The 17,616-nt window shown below is 71.9% G+C and carries 15 protein-coding genes; 9 read left to right on the top strand and 6 right to left on the bottom strand.

Annotated features, from left to right (window positions below; genetic code table 11):
- Window positions 1-93: 93 nt before the first annotated feature.
- From AOK15_RS02200 to ybaK, 4 genes are all read left to right on the top strand, one after another.
- On the top strand, window positions 94-1,677 hold the full coding sequence (locus AOK15_RS02200) for a hypothetical protein (RefSeq protein ID WP_055512112.1): 1,584 nt from the start codon (window positions 94-96) through the stop codon (window positions 1,675-1,677).
- 149 nt (window positions 1,678-1,826) lie between these two features.
- Entirely contained in the window at window positions 1,827-2,885 is a 1,059-nt protein-coding gene (locus AOK15_RS02195; RefSeq protein WP_055512110.1) for a hypothetical protein, read from the top strand.
- A gap of 11 nt (window positions 2,886-2,896) precedes the next feature.
- A complete protein-coding gene (locus AOK15_RS02190) occupies window positions 2,897-3,637 on the top strand; it encodes an LON peptidase substrate-binding domain-containing protein (protein WP_055512108.1) in 741 nt (246 codons plus the stop codon).
- A gap of 38 nt (window positions 3,638-3,675) precedes the next feature.
- Window positions 3,676-4,185 (top strand): Cys-tRNA(Pro) deacylase, encoded by a 510-nt coding sequence (ybaK, locus tag AOK15_RS02185; RefSeq protein WP_055512106.1) that lies wholly within the window; start codon window positions 3,676-3,678, stop codon window positions 4,183-4,185.
- Window positions 4,186-4,413: 228 nt separating this feature from the next.
- Here ybaK and AOK15_RS02180 read toward each other — a convergent pair whose 3' ends face one another.
- From AOK15_RS02180 to AOK15_RS02165, 4 genes are all read right to left on the bottom strand, one after another.
- Window positions 4,414-5,067 carry a hypothetical protein gene (locus AOK15_RS02180; RefSeq protein ID WP_055512104.1) on the bottom strand — a complete coding sequence of 218 codons (654 nt, stop codon included), beginning with the start codon at window positions 5,065-5,067 and terminating at the stop codon, window positions 4,414-4,416.
- A gap of 34 nt (window positions 5,068-5,101) precedes the next feature.
- Entirely contained in the window at window positions 5,102-5,962 is an 861-nt protein-coding gene (locus AOK15_RS02175; RefSeq protein ID WP_055512103.1) for an ABC transporter permease, read from the bottom strand.
- A gap of 70 nt (window positions 5,963-6,032) precedes the next feature.
- Window positions 6,033-7,058 carry an ABC transporter ATP-binding protein gene (locus AOK15_RS02170; protein ID WP_205632067.1) on the bottom strand — a complete coding sequence of 342 codons (1,026 nt, stop codon included), beginning with the start codon at window positions 7,056-7,058 and terminating at the stop codon, window positions 6,033-6,035.
- A 136-nt stretch (window positions 7,059-7,194) separates the two neighbouring features.
- On the bottom strand, window positions 7,195-8,403 hold the full coding sequence (locus AOK15_RS02165; RefSeq protein ID WP_055512099.1) for an NYN domain-containing protein: 1,209 nt from the start codon (window positions 8,401-8,403) through the stop codon (window positions 7,195-7,197).
- 243 nt (window positions 8,404-8,646) lie between these two features.
- On the opposite strand from AOK15_RS02165, the gene AOK15_RS45515 reads away from it, so the two are divergent.
- The gene (locus AOK15_RS45515) at window positions 8,647-8,811 is read left to right on the top strand and encodes a hypothetical protein (protein WP_099968903.1); all 165 of its coding nucleotides are present in this window, start codon (window positions 8,647-8,649) and stop codon (window positions 8,809-8,811) included.
- A gap of 102 nt (window positions 8,812-8,913) precedes the next feature.
- Here AOK15_RS45515 and dnaE read toward each other — a convergent pair whose 3' ends face one another.
- On the bottom strand, window positions 8,914-12,453 hold the full coding sequence (gene dnaE / locus AOK15_RS02160) for a DNA polymerase III subunit alpha (RefSeq protein WP_055512097.1): 3,540 nt from the start codon (window positions 12,451-12,453) through the stop codon (window positions 8,914-8,916).
- A 226-nt stretch (window positions 12,454-12,679) separates the two neighbouring features.
- Here dnaE and AOK15_RS02155 point away from each other — a divergent pair, with 226 nt between their 5' ends.
- The 3 genes from AOK15_RS02155 (at window position 12,680) to AOK15_RS02145 (ending at window position 15,722) form a co-directional block, all read left to right on the top strand.
- Entirely contained in the window at window positions 12,680-14,038 is a 1,359-nt protein-coding gene (locus AOK15_RS02155) for a DUF2252 domain-containing protein (protein WP_055512095.1), read from the top strand.
- Window positions 14,039-14,123: 85 nt separating this feature from the next.
- The gene (locus AOK15_RS02150; RefSeq protein WP_055512093.1) at window positions 14,124-14,810 is read left to right on the top strand and encodes a hypothetical protein; all 687 of its coding nucleotides are present in this window, start codon (window positions 14,124-14,126) and stop codon (window positions 14,808-14,810) included.
- 111 nt (window positions 14,811-14,921) lie between these two features.
- Complete coding sequence (locus AOK15_RS02145) at window positions 14,922-15,722, top strand: DsbA family protein (protein WP_055512091.1); 801 nt, start codon at window positions 14,922-14,924, stop codon at window positions 15,720-15,722.
- A 160-nt stretch (window positions 15,723-15,882) separates the two neighbouring features.
- Here the strand turns inward: AOK15_RS02145 and AOK15_RS02140 are convergent, their stop codons facing one another.
- Window positions 15,883-16,521 (bottom strand): hypothetical protein, encoded by a 639-nt coding sequence (locus AOK15_RS02140; RefSeq protein ID WP_055512163.1) that lies wholly within the window; start codon window positions 16,519-16,521, stop codon window positions 15,883-15,885.
- A 213-nt stretch (window positions 16,522-16,734) separates the two neighbouring features.
- On the opposite strand from AOK15_RS02140, the gene AOK15_RS02135 reads away from it, so the two are divergent.
- Window positions 16,735-17,616, top strand: an 882-nt coding sequence (locus AOK15_RS02135) for an AAA family ATPase (protein ID WP_240508269.1), incomplete at its 3' end; no start/stop codon positions are given.

The raw sequence follows: 17,616 nt of genomic DNA, 5'->3' as shown, positions 1-17,616 counted from the left end.
ACGTCTAGCGTTCGGGGCGTCACTCAGCGGGCATCACCAGCATGAACTGTTGTGCGATACACACGAGTGACGGAGACGGAGGAAGGAACAGCCGTGACCGAGGGTGCCGCCATCCGGGACGACGGGGACATCCCGGACGACCTCACCGCCGCCGAGGCCGGTATGTGGCAGGCGTTCCGCAACGGCAGCGTGTACGACCTCCGTAGCGGCGACACCGCCGAGGACGATCCGCACGGCGGCCACCCCTGGGGCCCGGAGCGGACGGTACGGGCCCGGATCGTGGCCTGGCTGCTGCTGGACGGGCCACCCGCGCTGGCCGGCCGGGTGTCCGCGCTCAAGCTGGTCGGCGTGCAGGTCAAGGGCGTCCTGGAGCTGGCGGGCGGCCAGGTGGTGCCGTACGTGGAGATGAAGGGCTGCCGCTTCGAGAAGGAGATCCTGGTGCCGGAGGCCCGGTTCACCACCATCCGGCTGGTGGACTGCTCGGTGCCGCGGCTGGAGGCGGCCCGGCTGCACACCGAGGGCGATCTGCATCTGCCGCGCTGCCGCTTCCACAACGGGGTGCGGCTCGCCGACGCGCACATCGGCACCGATCTGCTGCTCAACCAGGCGGTCGTCTACCGCGACCGGCACGGCCGCTCCCTTTCCGCCGACGGTCTCAGCGTCGCCCAGGACGTACAGGCGGAGATGCTGGAGTCGCACGGGGAGCTGAGTCTGCGTGGGGCGACCGTCGGCGCCTCGCTGAGCCTGCGCGGCAGCCGGCTCGCCAACCCCTACGGCCGCCTCGCCCTGAACGCGCCGCAGCTGACCGTCGAGCGCACCCTCTATCTGACCCCCGCCGGCGTCGGCAATCCGCTGTACACCAGCGGCAGCACACCCGCGCGCGGCACCCGCGTCCAGCGGTTCGAGTGCCAGGGCGGGATACGGCTGGACGACGGGCGTTTCGGGGACGCCGTCGACCTGGAGCGGGCCAGGTTCACCTTCACGGACGAACAGGAACTGTCCCTGCGCCGGGTCCAGGTGCCCGAGCTGCGCTTCCTCGGCGAGCGGCCCGAGCGCGGCAAGGTCGTGCTGTCGGGCGCCCGGGTCGGGGTCCTCATCGACCGGGCGGACAGCTGGCCGGGCCCCGGCAACCTCCAGATGGGCGGCTTCCAGTACGAGAACCTCGTGCCCCGCGACCGGTTCCCGCTGGCCGGACGGCTGGAGTGGGTGGCGGCGGCGACCCCCGAGTACCAGCCGGAGCCGTACGAGCGGCTCGCGACCGTGCTGCGGGCCAGTGGCGACGACGAGGGCGCCCGCGACGTGCTCCTCGCCAAGCAGCGCCACCGCCGGGAGAACCTGCCGCTCGCGGCCAAGCTGTGGGGCTACGCGCAGGACTGGACGGTGGCGTACGGCTACCGGCCGGGCCGGGCCGCGGTCTGGATGGCTCTGCTGTGGGCGCTCGCCTCGTACGCCTTCTCCCACGCGGACCATCCGCCGTTGAAATCCGGTGAGCACCCGCACTGGAGTCCGACACTGTTCGCCCTGGACCTGCTGCTCCCGGTGATCGACCTCGGCCAGGTCGGCTACTGGCAGCTGCGGGGCGGCTGGCAGTGGCTCGCGGTGGTGGTGATTCTGCTGGGCTGGATCCTCGCGACGACGGTCGCCGCGGGCGCCACACGGCTGCTGAGCAGGAACTGAAAAGGTTGTGAAGAGGCACAACCCGAGTCGCCCGCGCTCCGTCTTCCCCTCGAACCACCGACCACGACACCACCGTCGAGGCGTTGTACACAGACGGTGAGCACCGGTCCCGCCGAGCGGACCGGCCGGGCGCAAAGGGGGCGCGCCACATGGACCTGCTGCGTGCGCTCGTGCGCACGGCCCGGATGGCGCGGCACACCTCGGGCCTCGCCGACGGTCTGCCGGCCGACGACGACGTGCTGCTCGACGCCCCCGACGAGCGGCTCGGGCCCGCGCTGGTCGCGGCCGGCCGGGGGGAGTACGCGCCCGCGGCCCGGCTCCTCGCGACGACGCGGGAGGCGGTGGAATGGGAGAACCGCGACCGGTACGCGCTGCGGTTCGCCGCCTTCGCGCGGGCGCGCGACCCCTGGCTGCGCGAGTGGCGGCGCGCCGCCCCGTACGACCCGGACGTCCTGCTGGTCAGGGCCGAGCTGGCGGTGTCCCGCGGCTGGCAATCCCCCGCCAGGGTGGAACTGCTGCGCGAGGCGGGACCGTTGATCATGGCGGCCGCCGAGCGCGCGCCGCGCGACCCCGTGCCGTGGCGGATCGCCCTGGACCACGCGCGGGGCACGGGCGTCGGCCGCGCCGGCTTCGAGCGGCTGTGGGCGCAGGCCGTCCGCCGCTCCCCGCACCACTACGGCTGTCATGTCTCGGCCCTGAAGTACCTCTCCGCCGCCTGGTACGGCTCGCACCCCGAGTGCTTCGACTTCGCCGAACGGGCCGCCGAGGACGCCCTGCCCGGCTCCCTCGTCCAGGCCCTGCCGGTCCGGGCGGCCTTCGCCCATCTCGTCGACGGCGGCGGCCCCGAGGTGCGGCGCGCCCGGCTGGACGAGGCGGCCGACCGGGCCATCGCGCTCTCCGCCGCGTACGAGCCGGGCGACCCGTGGCCCGCCGAGGTCCGCAACCTCCTCACCTATGTCCTGGTCCGCCTCGAACGCTGGCCGGACGCCCTGGAGCAACTGCGCAGGATCGGCCCGTACGCCACCTCGTTCCCCTGGGACCGGGTCTCCGGCGATCCGTTGGGCCAGTTCCTCCAACTGCGGGACGGGGTACGGCTGGAGGTGGCGTCCTCGATGCCGCTGCTGACCCGGTCCGGGAAGCGCGCCGGGAGGCCCGCGGCAAGGTCACAAACCAGTACGAGCGAACGCGCGCGCCCCGACGGCGACTAGGCTCTGGCCTCGTGACCACCGTCCGGCTGCCGCTCTTCCCCCTGAACTCGGTGTTGTACCCGGGGCTCGTGCTTCCTCTGAACATCTTCGAGGAGCGCTACCGCGCCATGATGCGCGAGTTGCTGAAGACCCCCGAGGACGAACCCCGCCGCTTCGCCGTCGTCGCCATCCGCGACGGCCACGAGGTCGCGCCGAGCGCGCCCGGCATGCCGGATCCGACGGCGCTCCCGGAGCGCGGCCCGACCGCCGGATTCGGCGACGACCCGGCCAAGGCGTTCCACACGGTGGGCTGCATCGCCGACGCGGCCACCATCCGGGAGCGCGACAACGGCACGTTCGAGGTCCTCGCCACCGGCACGAACCGGGTGCGGCTGCTCTCCCTCGACACGACGGGACCGTTCCTCGTGGCGGACCTGGAGGAGCTGCCGGAGGCACCCGGCGACGAGGCGGGCGCGCTCGCCGAGGGCGTGCTGCGGGCCTTCCGCCAGTACCAGAAGCGTCTGGCGGGGGCGCGGGAGCGCTCGCTGTCGACGGGCGCGGACCTGCCCGACGAGCCGGCCGTGGTGTCGTACCTGGTCGCCGCGGCGATGATGCTCGACACCCCGGCCAAGCAGCGGCTCCTCCAGGCCCCCGACACCGCGTCCCGGCTGCGTGACGAGCTGAAACTCCTGCGCGCCGAGAGCGCGATCATCCGTAGTCTGCCGTCGTTGCCCGCGTCGGAGCTGACGCGGGGTCCGACGAGCCTCAACTGAGGACGGCTCGCGGACACTGCTACCGGGAACAGGCTGGGATGGCGAAGAAGGCGAAGAAGCAGCAGGCGGGGGGCACGCCGGCGACGGTGGCGCTGACGGCGGCGGGCGTGGAGTTCACCGTCCACGCCTATGAGCACGACCCGTCCCACCCCTCCTACGGCGAGGAGGCGGCGGAGGCGATGGGCGTCTCACCCGAGCGTGTCTTCAAGACCCTCGTCGCGGACGTCGACGGCGCGCTGGTCGTGGCCGTGGTGCCGGTCGCGGGCCAGCTGGACCTGAAGTCGCTGGCGACGGCGGTCGGCGGCAAGCGCGCGGCGATGGCGGACCCCACGCTGGCCGAACGCACGACGGGGTACGTCCGCGGGGGCATCTCCCCCCTGGGCCAGCGCAAGAAGATCCGCACGGTCCTGGACGAGTCGGCCTCCGGCCACGCCACGATCTGCGTCTCGGCGGGCCGCCGGGGGCTGGAGGTCGAGCTGGCGCCGGGGGATCTGGCGGCGTTGACGGGGGCGACGGTGGCGCGGATCGCGAGGGTGTCGGGCGCCTAGGAGCTCGGGGCGAGCTGTCGGTTCGGCGGGTGCGGGTGAGTGGGGGCTTGTCGCGCAGTTCCCCGCGCCCCTGAAAAGCGACCGGGGCTGCGCCCCGTGCTTTTCACGGGGAGGGCGGGCCGCAGGCCCGTCCCTCCAGGGGCGCGGGCCCGTCCCTCCAGGGGCGCGGGGAACTGCGCGAGCAACCACGACGCACCCGCACCCGCCGCCGAACCGCGCACCCCCGAGCTATTTGGCGCCCTCGTACTCCTCGAACCGCTCCGGATCCCGCGGCCCGAACAGCCCCGTCAACGCGAGGTGCACCAGCAACCCCGCCAGCGGCCACGCCAGCAACGCCCCCTTCGCCGCCAGCTTCAGCGGCGCCGAGAACGTCACCCCCCGCCCCGCCTCCTTCGCCCGTGCCACCACATCCGTGCCCGGCCCGAGCCACACCCCGAGCCGCCACGCCACGACCGCGCCCAGCAGCCCGCCCACGGCGAGCGCCGCGACCAGCGGCACACCGCCGCGCCGGCGCAGGAGGAAGACGAGGAGCGCGCTCACCGCGCCCATGCCCAGCGCGAGCAGCGTGAACGTTCCGTCGACGCCGACGGCCTGCTCTCCCTCGGTGTCCTTGAAGTAGACCGCCGACCCGTCGGAGACGAGCGGCACGTGCGGGGCGAGCCACCACCACAGCACTCCGAGCAGCACTCCGCCGACCAGTGTCATGACCGCCGTGACGACGGCGGCCTCCAGCAGCTCTCTCCCCAGCCCGGGCCCGGACGGCTCCTCCGGCCCGTGCCACACGTGTCCCTCGCCGTGTCCGCCGGTGGGCGGCGGGGCCCAGGGGTCGGTCGGCGGCTGGTGGTGCGGCTGCGGCGGAGGCGAAGAAAACGGTGCGGTCACTCTGACATCGTGCCAGTTGCGGCCGTGCGGCGCGTCACCGGACGGCGGCCCTGCGGTACGCCCAGGTCGCGACGGCGAGGGAGACGACACCGACGCCCGCGCACACGGCGAGGTCACCGAGGACGAACGCCCAGTCGGGGTGCGGCCCGAAGGTCCGCGCGAAGGCCTCGACGCCGTAGGTGGAGGGCAGCAGGTCGCGGGCGAACTGGATCAGGGCGGGCATCCGGTCGGCCGGGAGCACGCCCAGCAGCAGCGCCGCCGACATGCCGAGCTGGCCGAGGACGGTGGCGAGTTCGGGGCGCGGGGCGAGCAGCCCCAGCGCGGCGCCGAGCCCGGCGAGGGCGGCCCCGGCGAGCGGGATCACCGCGGCGAGCACCCACAGGTGGGCCAGCGGCAGCCCGAACAGCACACACCCGAACACGGCGGTGACCACGGTGCCCGGCACGGTGAACGACGCGTACGCCCCGGCGGCGCCGAGGACGACGGCGGCCGGCGGCACCGGCAGGGTCGCGTAGTGGTCGAGGCCGCCGCTGGAGCGCAGCTGCCCGAAGTACTGGGCCAGCAGGTTCAGCGCCACGAACGCGACGACGAGCACGGACGAACCGGCGACGACGGCCCGCGCCTCGGCCCCGCCGTCCACCACACCGCGCATCAGGATCATGATCCCGACCGACTGGAAGGTGGCGACGAACAGCAGCGGGATCCGCGCGACCCGCGCCCGGGAGAGCTGCGCCCGGTACACGGCGGCGAGGGAGGGCCACAGCCGGGCGCGGGGCCCCAGCTCGGCGGCCTCCCGCTGCGCACGCTCCTCGACTGCCAGGGCACTGCCCGGCAGGGCCTCGGCGGGTACGACACTCACGTCGAGCTGCTCCTTCGCGCTTCGGCTGTCGCCCATTCCCGTACGGCTGCGGCAGCCCTGGCGTTCACGTCCGTACCGGCCGCCGTCCGGCCCATGCCCGCGCCCCTCACGCCTTGACCAGGCCCTGTGCGTGGCCCGCGCTGCCGCCGAGCGCCAGGTAGACGTCCTCCAGGCTCGGTGTGGCGAGCGTGAAGTCGTCGAGCGCGACGAAGGCGGCGCCGCCGGTGACGGTGGCCACCACCGCGCGTGCCTCCTCGGGGGCGAGCCGCAGTGTCCAGCGGCGGCCGGACTCCACGGCCCGGGGCAGCAGGGCGGCGACCTCGGGCACGTCCAGCGGGGCCCGCTCGCGCCACACCAGGTCGACGCGGACCTCGCCTGCGACCTTCTCCTTCAGCCCGGCCGGGGTGTCGCAGGCGATGACCCGCCCCTGGTCGAGGACGGCGACCCGGTCGAGGACGGTCTCGGCCTCGATGACGTTGTGGGTGACCAGCAGGACGGTGGTTCCGGACTCGGCGCGCCGCCGGTCGACGGCCGCCCACACGGAGCGCCGGGCGACGGGGTCCATCCCGCTGGTCGGCTCGTCCAGCACGAGCAGCGGCCGCTCGCCGACCAGCGCGGTGGCGAAGCAGGCGAGCCGGCGCTGCCCTCCGGACAGTTTCTTCAGGGGCCGTGCGGCGAGGCCGCTCAGCCCGAGTTCGTCGAGGACGGCGTCCCGCTCGGCGCGGGCCCGCCGTACGTCGAGACCGCGCAGCCGCCCGGTGGTCTCGGCGGCCAGCGCCACGGTCAGCTCGTCGAGCGCGGTCGACTCCTGGCCCAGGTAGGCGAGGATGCGCGCGGCCCGCTCGGGGTGGCGCACGATGTCGTGCCCGAGGATGTCGACGGTTCCGTCGTCGGGCCGCATGAGCCCGGTCAGCTGCCGTACGAGGGTGGTCTTGCCGGCGCCGTTGGGCCCGAGCAGTCCGAAGATCTCGCCGCGCCGGACCTCCAGTCCGACCGCGTCGTTGGCCCGTACCTCGGGGGTTCCCGGCGTCCCGCGCCGCCCCCGGGTCGCCGGATATGTCTTGGTGAGGCCCCGCACGGCACACACGACATCCCCGTCATGCCGAACCGCCTGTGCCGAACGCGTACTCACGAGGGACGAGCCTACGGGGTCCCGGGGACCGAATCGCCTCCGGGGCACCCCTGCCGGGGCGCGGGGAACCGCGCGACACGCCGCGGTGAGCCCGTCGCCGCCGACGAACGCGCAGGCCCTGGGCGGTGCCGCGCGCTCACTCCCCGGCCGGTGCGTGCTCCGCGGCCGTCCGCACATCGATCTCGCGCCAGAACCCGGCCCGGATGGCGTATCGGTCGTGCTCGTCGATCTGGTCGTCCTTGTGCGCGAGCAGCCCGAACCGGGCCGCGTACCGCAGCAGCTCCCCGTCCACGCGGTGCGGCACCCGCGGGTACATCGTCGACAGCTTCTGCACATGGGACTGGTCGGTCAGCCGTGAGATCCACCGCCGGGCGAACACCTGTCCCACCTCGAAGGGGTCGCCGCCGACCGTGGTGATGTCCTCCTCGCGGTCGGCCCACCGCTGCTCCGCCGTGGTCAGCTGCGCCAGGGTCGGCATCGCCGCCGCCTCCGGCGGCTCCGCCGTGGCACCGGGCCGGTCCACCCACCCCTTGTCGGAGGACCAGCGCAGCGTGGCGGTCGCCGGGTGCTGCGCGGGGTGCGCGCCGGGCCCCCGCATGGCGGCGAGGTCCTTCGGCGTCGGTACGCCCTTGGCGGCGGGCACCCGCTCGGCGGCGCCGTTGCGTCCCGCGGGGGCCTGTTCGGGCTCGGGTGCCGTCCGCTCCGCGGCGGCGAGGGCCGACTCGGGCAGCGGCGCCGACAGGATCGCGGCGATCTCCGGGCGGGGCACGGGAGGCGGCGCGCAGACCCCGCCGAGGTCCTTCGCCCGTACGGCCTTGGTGATCCACGCCCGGTCGAGGACGCGCCGCTCGTCGGCCTCGGCGACCAGGTCCTCGGACTGGTTGTAGTCCCCGTCGGCGGCCTGCACCGCCCACAGGTGCACGGCGACGCCGTGTTCCTTGGCCGCCATCATGCCGGGCAGGAGATCCCCGTCGCCGGTGACGAGGACCACGTCGGAGCAGGCCCGGTTACGGGCCAGCTCGGTCAGCTCGGCGTGCATGGCGGCGTCCACCCCCTTCTGCGCCCAGCGCCCGTCGCTGCGGGTCAGCGCGCCGAGCCGGACGGTCACCCGGGGCATCACGCGCAGCCTGCGGTGCTCGGGCTGCGGTACGCGGTCGGGGGCGCCGTCGAACCAGTAGATGCGCAGCAGGGGGCGTTCGGTGTCGGCCTCGGCGCGTTCGCGCAGGCCCTGGATGAGGGCCGTGTGGTCGACGGTGATGCGGGAGCGGGAGGGTTCCCCGGCGAGGAGGCTGGCGGCCGCGCCGAGCAGATACCCGGCGTCCACCAGGACGATGCAGCGGTCCACGCGATCCACCCTCTTTCCGGGAGGTGTGCTTAGGGCTTCCTTCGAGTCTGCCCGACCTCGCGGAGGTTAACGGCCGGAACTGGATCATCGGCGTGGCGTATTCGCCGGTCGCGCCGCGCATCGCGCCGCAGGTGGCGACAACGGTCGTCACGGACGGTGATTCCCCGACATGCGCGGCGTGTCGGGCTATGTGAATCTGGTCGCGGCCCTGGCCCCTAGATCACCCACAGGAGGCAGATCACCATGGCCAAGAACAAGAAGCAGGACCGTAAGCAGCCCCAGTCCGAGCGTGGTCAGCAGGAGGTACAGCCGTCCTCCATGGAGTCGGGCGCCGACCAGCGTGTCGCCTCGGTGACCCCCGGCGACATGGCCCGCAAGGGCCGGCAGAAGCGCTTCGGCCACAACTGACATCCGCGTGACGGGCTGATCGCAGCCCCATGGCACCGAGGGGCGCATCCGGAACTCCGGATGCGCCCCTCGCGCGATCACGCCCCTCGGTCCGCCGGGGGCTCAGCCGGCCAGGCAGGACGGGCCGAGCAGTACCTTCAGGTCGCCGAAGAGGGCCGGGTCCGGCTTCACCCGGTGCCGGTCGAGGCGGAGCACCGTGGTCTTGGTGGGCCCCTGGAGCCGGATGCGCACCTCGCTCTCGCCCTTGTGGTGGGTGAGGATCTCGCCGAGCCGGCTCACCATGGGCGGGGTCACCCGGGTGGCGGGGATGGTGAGGATCACGGGCGCGTTGGCGCCCGCGTTGGACAGGTCGGGGACCTGGAGCTCCATCGCGACGAGCCGGGGGACGTCCTCGCGCTTGTCGAGGCGGCCCTTGACGAAGACGACGGCGTCCTCGACGAGCTGGGTCGAGACCAGCTGGTAGGTCGCCGGGAAGAACATGCATTCGATGGAGCCGGCGAGGTCCTCGACGGTGGCGATGGCCCAGGCGTTGCCCTGCTTGGTCATCTTGCGCTGGAGGCCGGAGATGATGCCGCCGATGGTGACGACCGCGCCGTCCGCGTGCTCACCGCCGGTGAGCTGGGCGATGCCCGCGTCGGCCTTGTCGGCGAGCACGTGCTCCAGGCCGAAGAGGGGGTGGTCGGAGACGTAGAGACCGAGCATCTCCCGCTCCTGGGCGAGGAGATAGGTCTTGTCCCACTCGTCGGTGGTGAACTCCACGTCGAGCCCGAAGCCCGGCTCGCTGCTGTCGTCCTCGCCCATGCCGCCGAAGAGGTCGAACTGGCCCTCGGCCTCCTTGCGCTTGACCGCGACCACGTTGTCGATCATCGGGTCGAAGTGCGCGGTGAGGCCCTTGCGGGTGTGCCCCATGGAGTCGAAGGCGCCCGCCTTGATCAGCGACTCCGTGGTCCGCTTGTTGCAGGCGACCGCCTCGACCTTGTCGAGGTAGTCCGGGAAGGAGGCGTACTTCCCCTTGGCCTTGCGGCTGCGGATGATCGACTCCACCACGTTCGTCCCGACGTTGCGGACGGCGGAGAGGCCGAAGAGGATCACGTCGTCGCCCTGGGCGGCGAAGTTCTGCTCGGACTCGTTGACGTTCGGCGGGAGCACCTTGATCTTCATGCGCCGGCACTCGTTGAGGTAGACCGCCGACTTGTCCTTGTCGTCCTTGACCGAGGTGAGCAGCGCGGCCATGTACTCGGCCGGGTAGTTGGCCTTGAGGTACGCCGTCCAGTAGGAGACCAGGCCGTACGCGGCGGAGTGGGCCTTGTTGAAGGCGTAGCCGGCGAAGGGGACCAGTACGTCCCACAGGGCCTGGATGGCCTCGTCGCTGTAGCCGTTCTTCTGGGCGCCGGCCTGGAAGATGGTGAAGTTCTTCGCCAGTTCCTCGGGCTTCTTCTTGCCCATCACACGGCGGAGGATGTCGGCCTCGCCGAGGGAGTACCCGGCGATGATCTGGGCCGCCTTCTGCACCTGCTCCTGGTAGACGATCAGGCCGTAGGTGACCGCGAGGACCTCCTGGAGCGGCTCCTCCAGCTCCTTGTGGATCGGTGTGATCTCCTGGCGGCCGTTCTTGCGCTCGGCGTAGTTGATGTGCGAGTTCATGCCCATCGGGCCGGGCCGGTACAGGGCCGAGACGGCGGAGATGTCCTCGAAGTTGTCGGGCTGCATCTGGCGGAGCAGCGAGCGCATCGGGCCGCCGTCGAACTGGAAGACACCGAGCGTGTCACCGCGGCAGAGCAGTTCGAAGGTCTTGGGGTCGTCCAGCGGGAGCGAGAGCATCTCCAGGTCGATGCCCTTGTTGGCCTTCACCATCTTGATGGCGTCGTCCATGATCGTGAGGTTGCGCAGGCCGAGGAAGTCCATCTTCAGCAGGCCGAGCGACTCGCACTGCGGGTAGTCCCACTGGGTGATGGTCACGCCGTCGGTGTGCCGCACCCAGATCGGGGCGTGGTCGACGATGGGCTCGCTGGACATGATCACGCCGGCCGCGTGCACACCCATCTGCCGGACCAGGCCCTCGACGCCCTTGGCGGTGTCGATGACCTTCTTCACGTCCGGTTCGTTCTCGTACATCGCCCGGATCTCGCCCGCCTCGCTGTAGCGCGGGTGGGAGGGGTCGGTGATGCCGTTGAGATCGATGCCCTTGCCGAGGACGTCGGCGGGCATGGCCTTGGTGAGCCGGTCGCCCATCGCGTACGGGTAGCCCAGCACGCGCGCGGAGTCCTTGATGGCGTTCTTCGCCTTGATCTTGCCGTAGGTGCCGATCATGGCGACCTTGTCGGCGCCGTACTTCTCCGTCACGTACCGGATCACCTCGACGCGCCTGCGCTCGTCGAAGTCGATGTCGACATCGGGCATGGAGATGCGCTCGGGGTTGAGGAACCGCTCGAAGATCAGGCCGTGCGGGATGGGGTCGAGGTCGGTGATGCCCATGGCGTACGCGACGATCGAGCCGGCCGCGGAGCCACGGCCGGGGCCGACCGCGATGCCCTGCTTCTTGGCCCACATGATGAAGTCGGCGACCACGAGGAAGTAGCCCGGGAAGCCCATCGAGATGATGGTGTCCATCTCGTACTCGACCTGCTTCATGCGGTCGTCCGGGATGCCGTCCGGGAAGCGGCGGTGCATGCCGCGCATGGTCTCCTCGCGGAACCAGCTGACCTCGGTGTACCCCTCGGGGATGTCGAACTTCGGCATCAGGTTCCGGGCCTCGAACATGCCCGTGGTGTCGATCTGCTCGGCGACCAGCAGGGTGTTGGCGCAGCCCTCCTGCCAGGCGTCCGAGGAGTCGATGGCGTACATCTCGTCCGTGGACTTCAGGTAGTAGCCGGTGCCGTCGAACCTGAAGCGGTCCGGGTCGGAGAGGTTCTTGCCGGTCTGGATGCACAGCAGCGCGTCGTGCGCGGTCGCCTCGTGCGCGTACGTGTAGTGCGAGTCGTTGGTGACCAGCGGGGGGATGCCGAGCTTCTTGCCGATCTCCAGCAGGCCGTCGCGCACCCGGTGCTCGATCTCGATGCCGTGGTCCATCAGCTCCAGGAAGTACCGGTCCTTGCCGAAGATGTCCTGGTACTCGGCGGCCGACTTCAGGGCCTCGTCGAACTGGCCGAGGCGCAGCCGGGTCTGCAGCTCGCCGGAGGGGCAGCCGGTGGAGGCGATGAGCCCCTCGGACCACTGGGAGATGGTCTCCTTGTCCATCCGGGGCCACTTCTGCAGCCAGCCCTCGGCGTACGCGTCGGAGGAGAGCTTGAAGAGGTTGTGCAGGCCGGTCTTGTTCGCCGCCCAGATCGTCTTGTGCGTGTAACCACCGGAACCGGAGACGTCGTCCCGCTTCTGGTGCGGCTGGCCCCACTGGATCTTGCGCTTGTTGCGGCGGGACTCGGGGGCGACGTACGCCTCGATGCCGATGATCGGGGTGACGCCCGCCTTCTTCGCGGAGTGGAAGAAGTCGTACGCCCCGTGCAGGTTGCCGTGGTCGGACATGGCGATGTGGGTCATGCCCATCTCGTTGCACGCGTCGAACATGTCCTTGAGCCGCGCGGCACCGTCCAGCAGCGAGTACTGGGTGTGGACGTGCAGGTGCGTGAACGGCGGCTTTGACACGGCTTCGGCCTCCAGGGGACACAGGGAAAACAGGCGTGAACGGCTGCCCCACGGGCTGCGGACAGTCTGGGGGACAGCGTCGAAGTCTATGCCTCGGCACTGACACCGTGAGGGCTCTCCCCCGTACCTTTCGTGAAGGAGTCGCGGGCACTCCCGCGCACCCCCGGACGTTGCCCAGGGGACGGACCAGCCGTCCCATTCGTCATGTACCAGGAGGCACCCAGCGATGTCGGTTCCGCAGCTCAACGACGAGCGACGCGGCGAGGAGATCCTCGCCGTCTTCGACACCGCCTTCGGCCGGCTCCTGGCCGCCGACCCGGCCGCGTTCCGCGTGAAGTTCCGGAAGATGGCGGCCTCGGCCTTCGCGTTCTACCGGGGTACGGCGTGCCTCTTCTACCACGACCTGAGCGAGGCGACCTCCGGCTGGGGCGGCGGCGCCGAGGGCACCGGCGCCCTGGGTCCCTACCTGGACGAGCGCACCTCGCGCGTGTGGATCCACGGCGACCTGCACGCGGAGAACTTCGGCACGTACATGGACTCCACGGGCCGTCTGATCTTCAACGTGAACGACTTCGACGAGGCCTATGTGGGCCCCTTCACCTGGGACCTGAAGCGCTTCGCCGCCTCGGTGGCGCTCATCGGGTACGCGAAGGCGCTCGCCGACGAGCAGATCACGGAACTGGTGAACGTGTACGCGGCCGCCTACCGCGAGCGGATCCACGCGGTCGCGACGGGCGCCAAGCGGGACGAGGTGCCGCCGTTCACCCTGGACACCGCGCAGGGCCCGCTGCTCGGGGCGCTGCGCGACGCGCGTTCGCTGACGCGTTTCGGGCTGCTCGACTCGATGACCGAGATCCGTGACTTCGAGCGCCGTTTCGCGCCCGGCGGCGGCTCCATCGAGCTGGACGCGGCCACGCGCTACAAGGTGCTGGCCGCCTTCGACGGCTATCTGGAGACCCTCCCGGAGTCCTCCCTGACCCGCCCCGACTCGTACCGGGTGAAGGACGTCGTGGGCCGCCGCGGCATCGGCATCGGCTCGGCGGGGCTGCCGTCGTACAACATCCTGCTGGAGGGCGCCACCGACGCCCTGGAGAACGATGTGGTGATCTACATCAAGCAGGCCCAGACCCCGGCCGTCTCCCGCCACATCACCGACGAGCGCATCCAGGACTACTTCCAGCACGAGGGCCACCGCACGGTGATCTCCCAGCGCGCCCTCCAGGCGCACGCCGACCCGTGGCTCGGCTGGACCGAACTGGACGGCGCGGGCCAGCTGGTCGCCGAGGTGTCGCCGTACGCGGTGGACCTGGACTGGGGCGACATCGACGACCCGGAGGAGATCGCGGCGGTCGTCGCCGACCTCGGCCGGGCCACGGCGACGATGCACGCGGCGGCGGACGACCTCTCCGGCCAGTCCCTGGTGCCGTTCTCCACGGAGCGGGCCATCGACGCGGCGATCGCCGCCGACGAGCCGGGCTTCGCTCCCCTGCTGGTGGACTTCGCGCACCGCTACGGCGCACGCGCGCGTACCGACCACCAGATCTTCGTGGACCTGTTCCGCAACGGCCGGATCCCGGGACTGTGATCGGCCGGATCCCGCGCCTGTAAGGGAGTGCACAGGCTGTCTTTAAGGCTCTCTTACGGGGGTCCGTGGGACACTCTCCAGCGGTATGGACATATCCGGGACGCATCTCAGAGCCGTGCGCGCGGCGCTGTTCACGGCACTCGTCGTGACACTCAGCACCGCGTCGCACGTCCTGCTGTCCCGGGCCCCGCTGCCGCTGGCCGGCGTGGCCGCGATCACCGCCGCCGTCTATGTCGTCGCGTTCGCGCTGGCGGGCCGCCGTGAGCGCGGCTTCGGACGGATCGCCGCCGTGCTGATCCCCCTGGAGCTGGCGGCGGACACGGTGTTCACGACCGGTCAGCACGCCTGTTACGGCGAGGCGGGCGGCCCGGTCACGGGTCCGCTGCGCCAGGTCGGTCTGGACGTGCTGTGCGGTGGCGCCATCGGTGCCCCGCTGGCGCGCGTCACCGGTGGCTCCGACCAGGCGGCCGCGCTGCTGTCGGGCGCGGGACCGGCCGCCGCCTGGCTGCTGCTCGCCGCGCACATCGGTGTGGGGCTGCTGGCCGCCGCCTGGCTGCGCCGCGGCGAGCGGGCGCTGGCCCAGCTCCTCGGCGCCGCCGTCGCCGCCGGTTTCCGGCCCCTGCTCCTCGCGGTCGCCGCGCTCACGCCGCGGTGCGCCCCGGCGAAGCAGCGGCCGACGCGCACCGCGCACCGCGGGTCCACCGCCCGCACCCTTCTCCTCGCCCACTCCCTGGGGCGGCGCGGGCCGCCGTGCTCGGTCACCTTCGCGTGACCCCTCCGGGTGTTCGGTGAGCCACGGGCTCCCGAGCGCCGCCGAGCACGAGCAGTCCATCCACGTATCCCGCACACCCAGGTGTGCGTGTTTTCCAGGGAGTTCACCCACATGAGCAAGCGGAACAGCCAGACGGCGAAGTCGGCGGCGCGCGAGCGGCTGCGCCTGGAGCGCGAGCGTCAGGCCAAGCGCGCGAAGGTCAGGCGGCAGGCGATCGTGGCGGCCTCCGTCGTCGCGGTCCTCGCGGCGGCCGGCGGCATCGGCTACGCCGTCGTGCAGACCGGCAAGCCCACCAAGTGGGAGGCCGCCGCCGACGCCACGGTGGTCAAGCCCGCCAACACCTCCGGCGCGAACGGCGCCACGGTCGTGATCGGCGACTCCAAGACCGACAACGTGGTCCACCTGTACGAGGACCCGCGCTGCCCCGCCTGCGCCCAGTTCGAGCAGACGGTCGGTGAGACGGTCGACAAGGGCATGCAGGACGGCGACTACAAGCTGTCCTTCACCCTCGGCACCTTCCTTGACGACAAACTCAGCGGCGAGGGCTCGAAGAACGCGCTGAGCGCGCTGGGCGCCGCCCTGAACGTCAGCCCCGAGGCGTTCCTCGACTACAAGGCCGCGCTGTACTCCGCGAAGTACCACCCGGAGGAGACGACCGACAAGTTCGCCGACGACAGCTACCTGATCAAGGTGGCGAACACGGTGGACGCGCTGAAGAACAACAAGAAGTTCCAGGACGCCGTGGAGAAGGGCACCTACGACGCCTGGGCGATGAAGATGAGCAAGTCCTTCGACAACGCCGAGGGCGTCCAGTCGACCCCCACCATCAAGATCAACGACAAGACGGTCGGCAACCCGTCCTCGGTCGCCGACTGGGAGAAGTCCCTGAAGGACGCGGGCGTCACCAAGTAACGCCCGACCCCGTGCCGTTCGCCGTGGGGCGGGCGGGTGTTCCCGGAGGCCGCCAGGAACACCCGCCCGCACGGCCCGCCCGCGACACGAGGCCGGCGGAGACAGAGAGCCCGGCGAAGGGCCCGGCGGACGCCGGCCGGGTTACGGGGCGATGTACGGGCTACGGGACGATGTACGGCTTGACGCGCTTGCGGTAGTCCTCGGGGCGCACCTCGTTGTAGTACTTGTCCGCGTCCTCGCCCTTCGAGGTGAGGATGTAGTACGGGCACTCGTCGGACTCGACCTTGCCGGTGTACGTGTACTGCTCCTTGCCGGTGCGCGCCTCGACTACCCGCAGCCGGTACGTGGTGTTGTACGTCTTGATCTTCAGCGGCTTGCCGTCGGCCTCCATGTCGCACACCTTGCCGGTCGCGGTGGCCTTGGTGCGCTCGACGCAGACGACCAGTTCGGCCTTCTCCGGCTTGTCCATGTAGTCCAGGAACCAGCCCTTGGGGAAGTCGCCGTCGGAGGGCACGCTGCTCGTCCAGCCGTCGTCGTCGCCGTCGCTCCGCATCAGCTGCGCCGGGTGCACGGACTTCTTCGCGCGGTCGTAGGCCGGCAGTCCCTTGAAGCCGAGCCCGTCGGAGCAGACCCGCTCCAGGTCCTGGGTGGTCACCGGCACCTCGGGCGTGTCCGCCGCGGCCCCGCCCGACGACGACCCGCCGCCGCTGCCCGCTCCCGTGGACCCGGTGGACGACGAACACCCGCACAGGGCCACGCCCAGCACCCCGGCGACGGCCCACATCCGGGCACCCTGCATGACGACCTCCCAGCACGACGGATAAAGCGGCAGGCAGGGCATGTCCCCCCAGGCCATGCCCTGTCCCCCTGCCCTGCCGGTAGGAAGCCTGCCCCGGCACCGGGCCCCCGGCCATCGGGGAAGATCCCCCATATAGTTGTGCGGCCTCGGTGAACACGGGTACTAACCTGTACGCCTCGAAGGCGTATTCGACGCGGCGCAGGGAGCCTTGAGGTGTCGTCGTTCTCATCACTGTCGGCGCCCGCGCTGGTCGGCAGGGAGGCGGAGCGGGACCTTCTGGCCGCCGCCGTAGGCGCGGCCCGCGAGGGGCGGGGCACGTCGGTGTTCGTGCTCGGCGAGCCCGGCATCGGCAAGTCCCGGCTCGTCGAGGAGGCGGCGTCCGCCGCGGCGCACGCCGGGGCACGTGTACTGCGCGGACGGGCGGCGTCCGCCGGGCGCGCCGTGCCGCTGCGCCCGCTCGCGGAGGCCGTGTTCTCCGCGCTGCGCGGGGCGGGCGCTCCCTCGGACGGTGACCTCGGCCTCTACGAACCCCTGCTGTCCCGGCTGTGCGGACTCGCGCCGGAGGACGGGGCGCCCCTGGTCGGGTACGCCGAGGCGGTGTTGAGGCTCCTGGCGGTACTGGGCCGTGACGGTGGCTGTGTGCTGGTGCTGGAGGACCTGCACGACGCGGACGCCGACACCCTCGCCATCGTCGACTATCTGGCCGACAACCTCACCGGCCAACGGGCTGTCCTGCTGGCCACGTTGCGCGGCGAACCCGGTCCCGCCCTCGACCTGGTCGAGGCCGCCGCGTCCCGCCGCACCGCCCGCACGCTGCGCCTCGCCCGTCTCGGGCCCGCCGGCACCGCCGAGCTGGCCGCCCGCTGTCTCGGCCACGGCGACGCCGACGAGGTGCCCGCGGCCGTGCTGGACCGGCTGCACGCCGTCTCCGAGGGCGTCCCGTTCGTGGTGGAGGAACTGCTGCGGGCCATGGTGGACGGCGGCAGCCTCGTCCGGGACGGCGCCTCCGGCTGGACGGTCACCGGTTCCCTCGACGCCGGGGTCCCCGCGACCGTCGCCGCCGCCGTCCTGCAACGCGTGGACCGGCTGGCGGCG

Origin of the sequence: Streptomyces ossamyceticus, from assembly GCF_001418475.1 — a bacterium.
Taxonomy (GTDB): domain Bacteria; phylum Actinomycetota; class Actinomycetes; order Streptomycetales; family Streptomycetaceae; genus Streptomyces; species Streptomyces ossamyceticus.
The sequence above is the reverse complement of the archived record's forward strand: the minus strand, read 5'-3'. Positions and strand labels throughout refer to the sequence as shown.

Excerpts from the sequence above, each read along its gene's own strand:
- AOK15_RS02195 (WP_055512110.1), top strand. The coding sequence starts at position 1,827 with ATGGACCTGCTGCGTGCGCTCGTGCGCACGGCCCGGATGGCGCGGCAC.
- ybaK (WP_055512106.1), top strand. The coding sequence starts at position 3,676 with ATGGCGAAGAAGGCGAAGAAGCAGCAGGCGGGGGGCACGCCGGCGACG.
- AOK15_RS02175 (WP_055512103.1), bottom strand. The coding sequence starts at position 5,962 with ATGGGCGACAGCCGAAGCGCGAAGGAGCAGCTCGACGTGAGTGTCGTA.
- AOK15_RS45515 (WP_099968903.1), top strand. The coding sequence starts at position 8,647 with ATGGCCAAGAACAAGAAGCAGGACCGTAAGCAGCCCCAGTCCGAGCGT.
- AOK15_RS02155 (WP_055512095.1), top strand. The coding sequence starts at position 12,680 with ATGTCGGTTCCGCAGCTCAACGACGAGCGACGCGGCGAGGAGATCCTC.
- AOK15_RS02150 (WP_055512093.1), top strand. The coding sequence starts at position 14,124 with ATGGACATATCCGGGACGCATCTCAGAGCCGTGCGCGCGGCGCTGTTC.
- AOK15_RS02145 (WP_055512091.1), top strand. The coding sequence starts at position 14,922 with ATGAGCAAGCGGAACAGCCAGACGGCGAAGTCGGCGGCGCGCGAGCGG.
- AOK15_RS02140 (WP_055512163.1), bottom strand. The coding sequence starts at position 16,521 with ATGCAGGGTGCCCGGATGTGGGCCGTCGCCGGGGTGCTGGGCGTGGCC.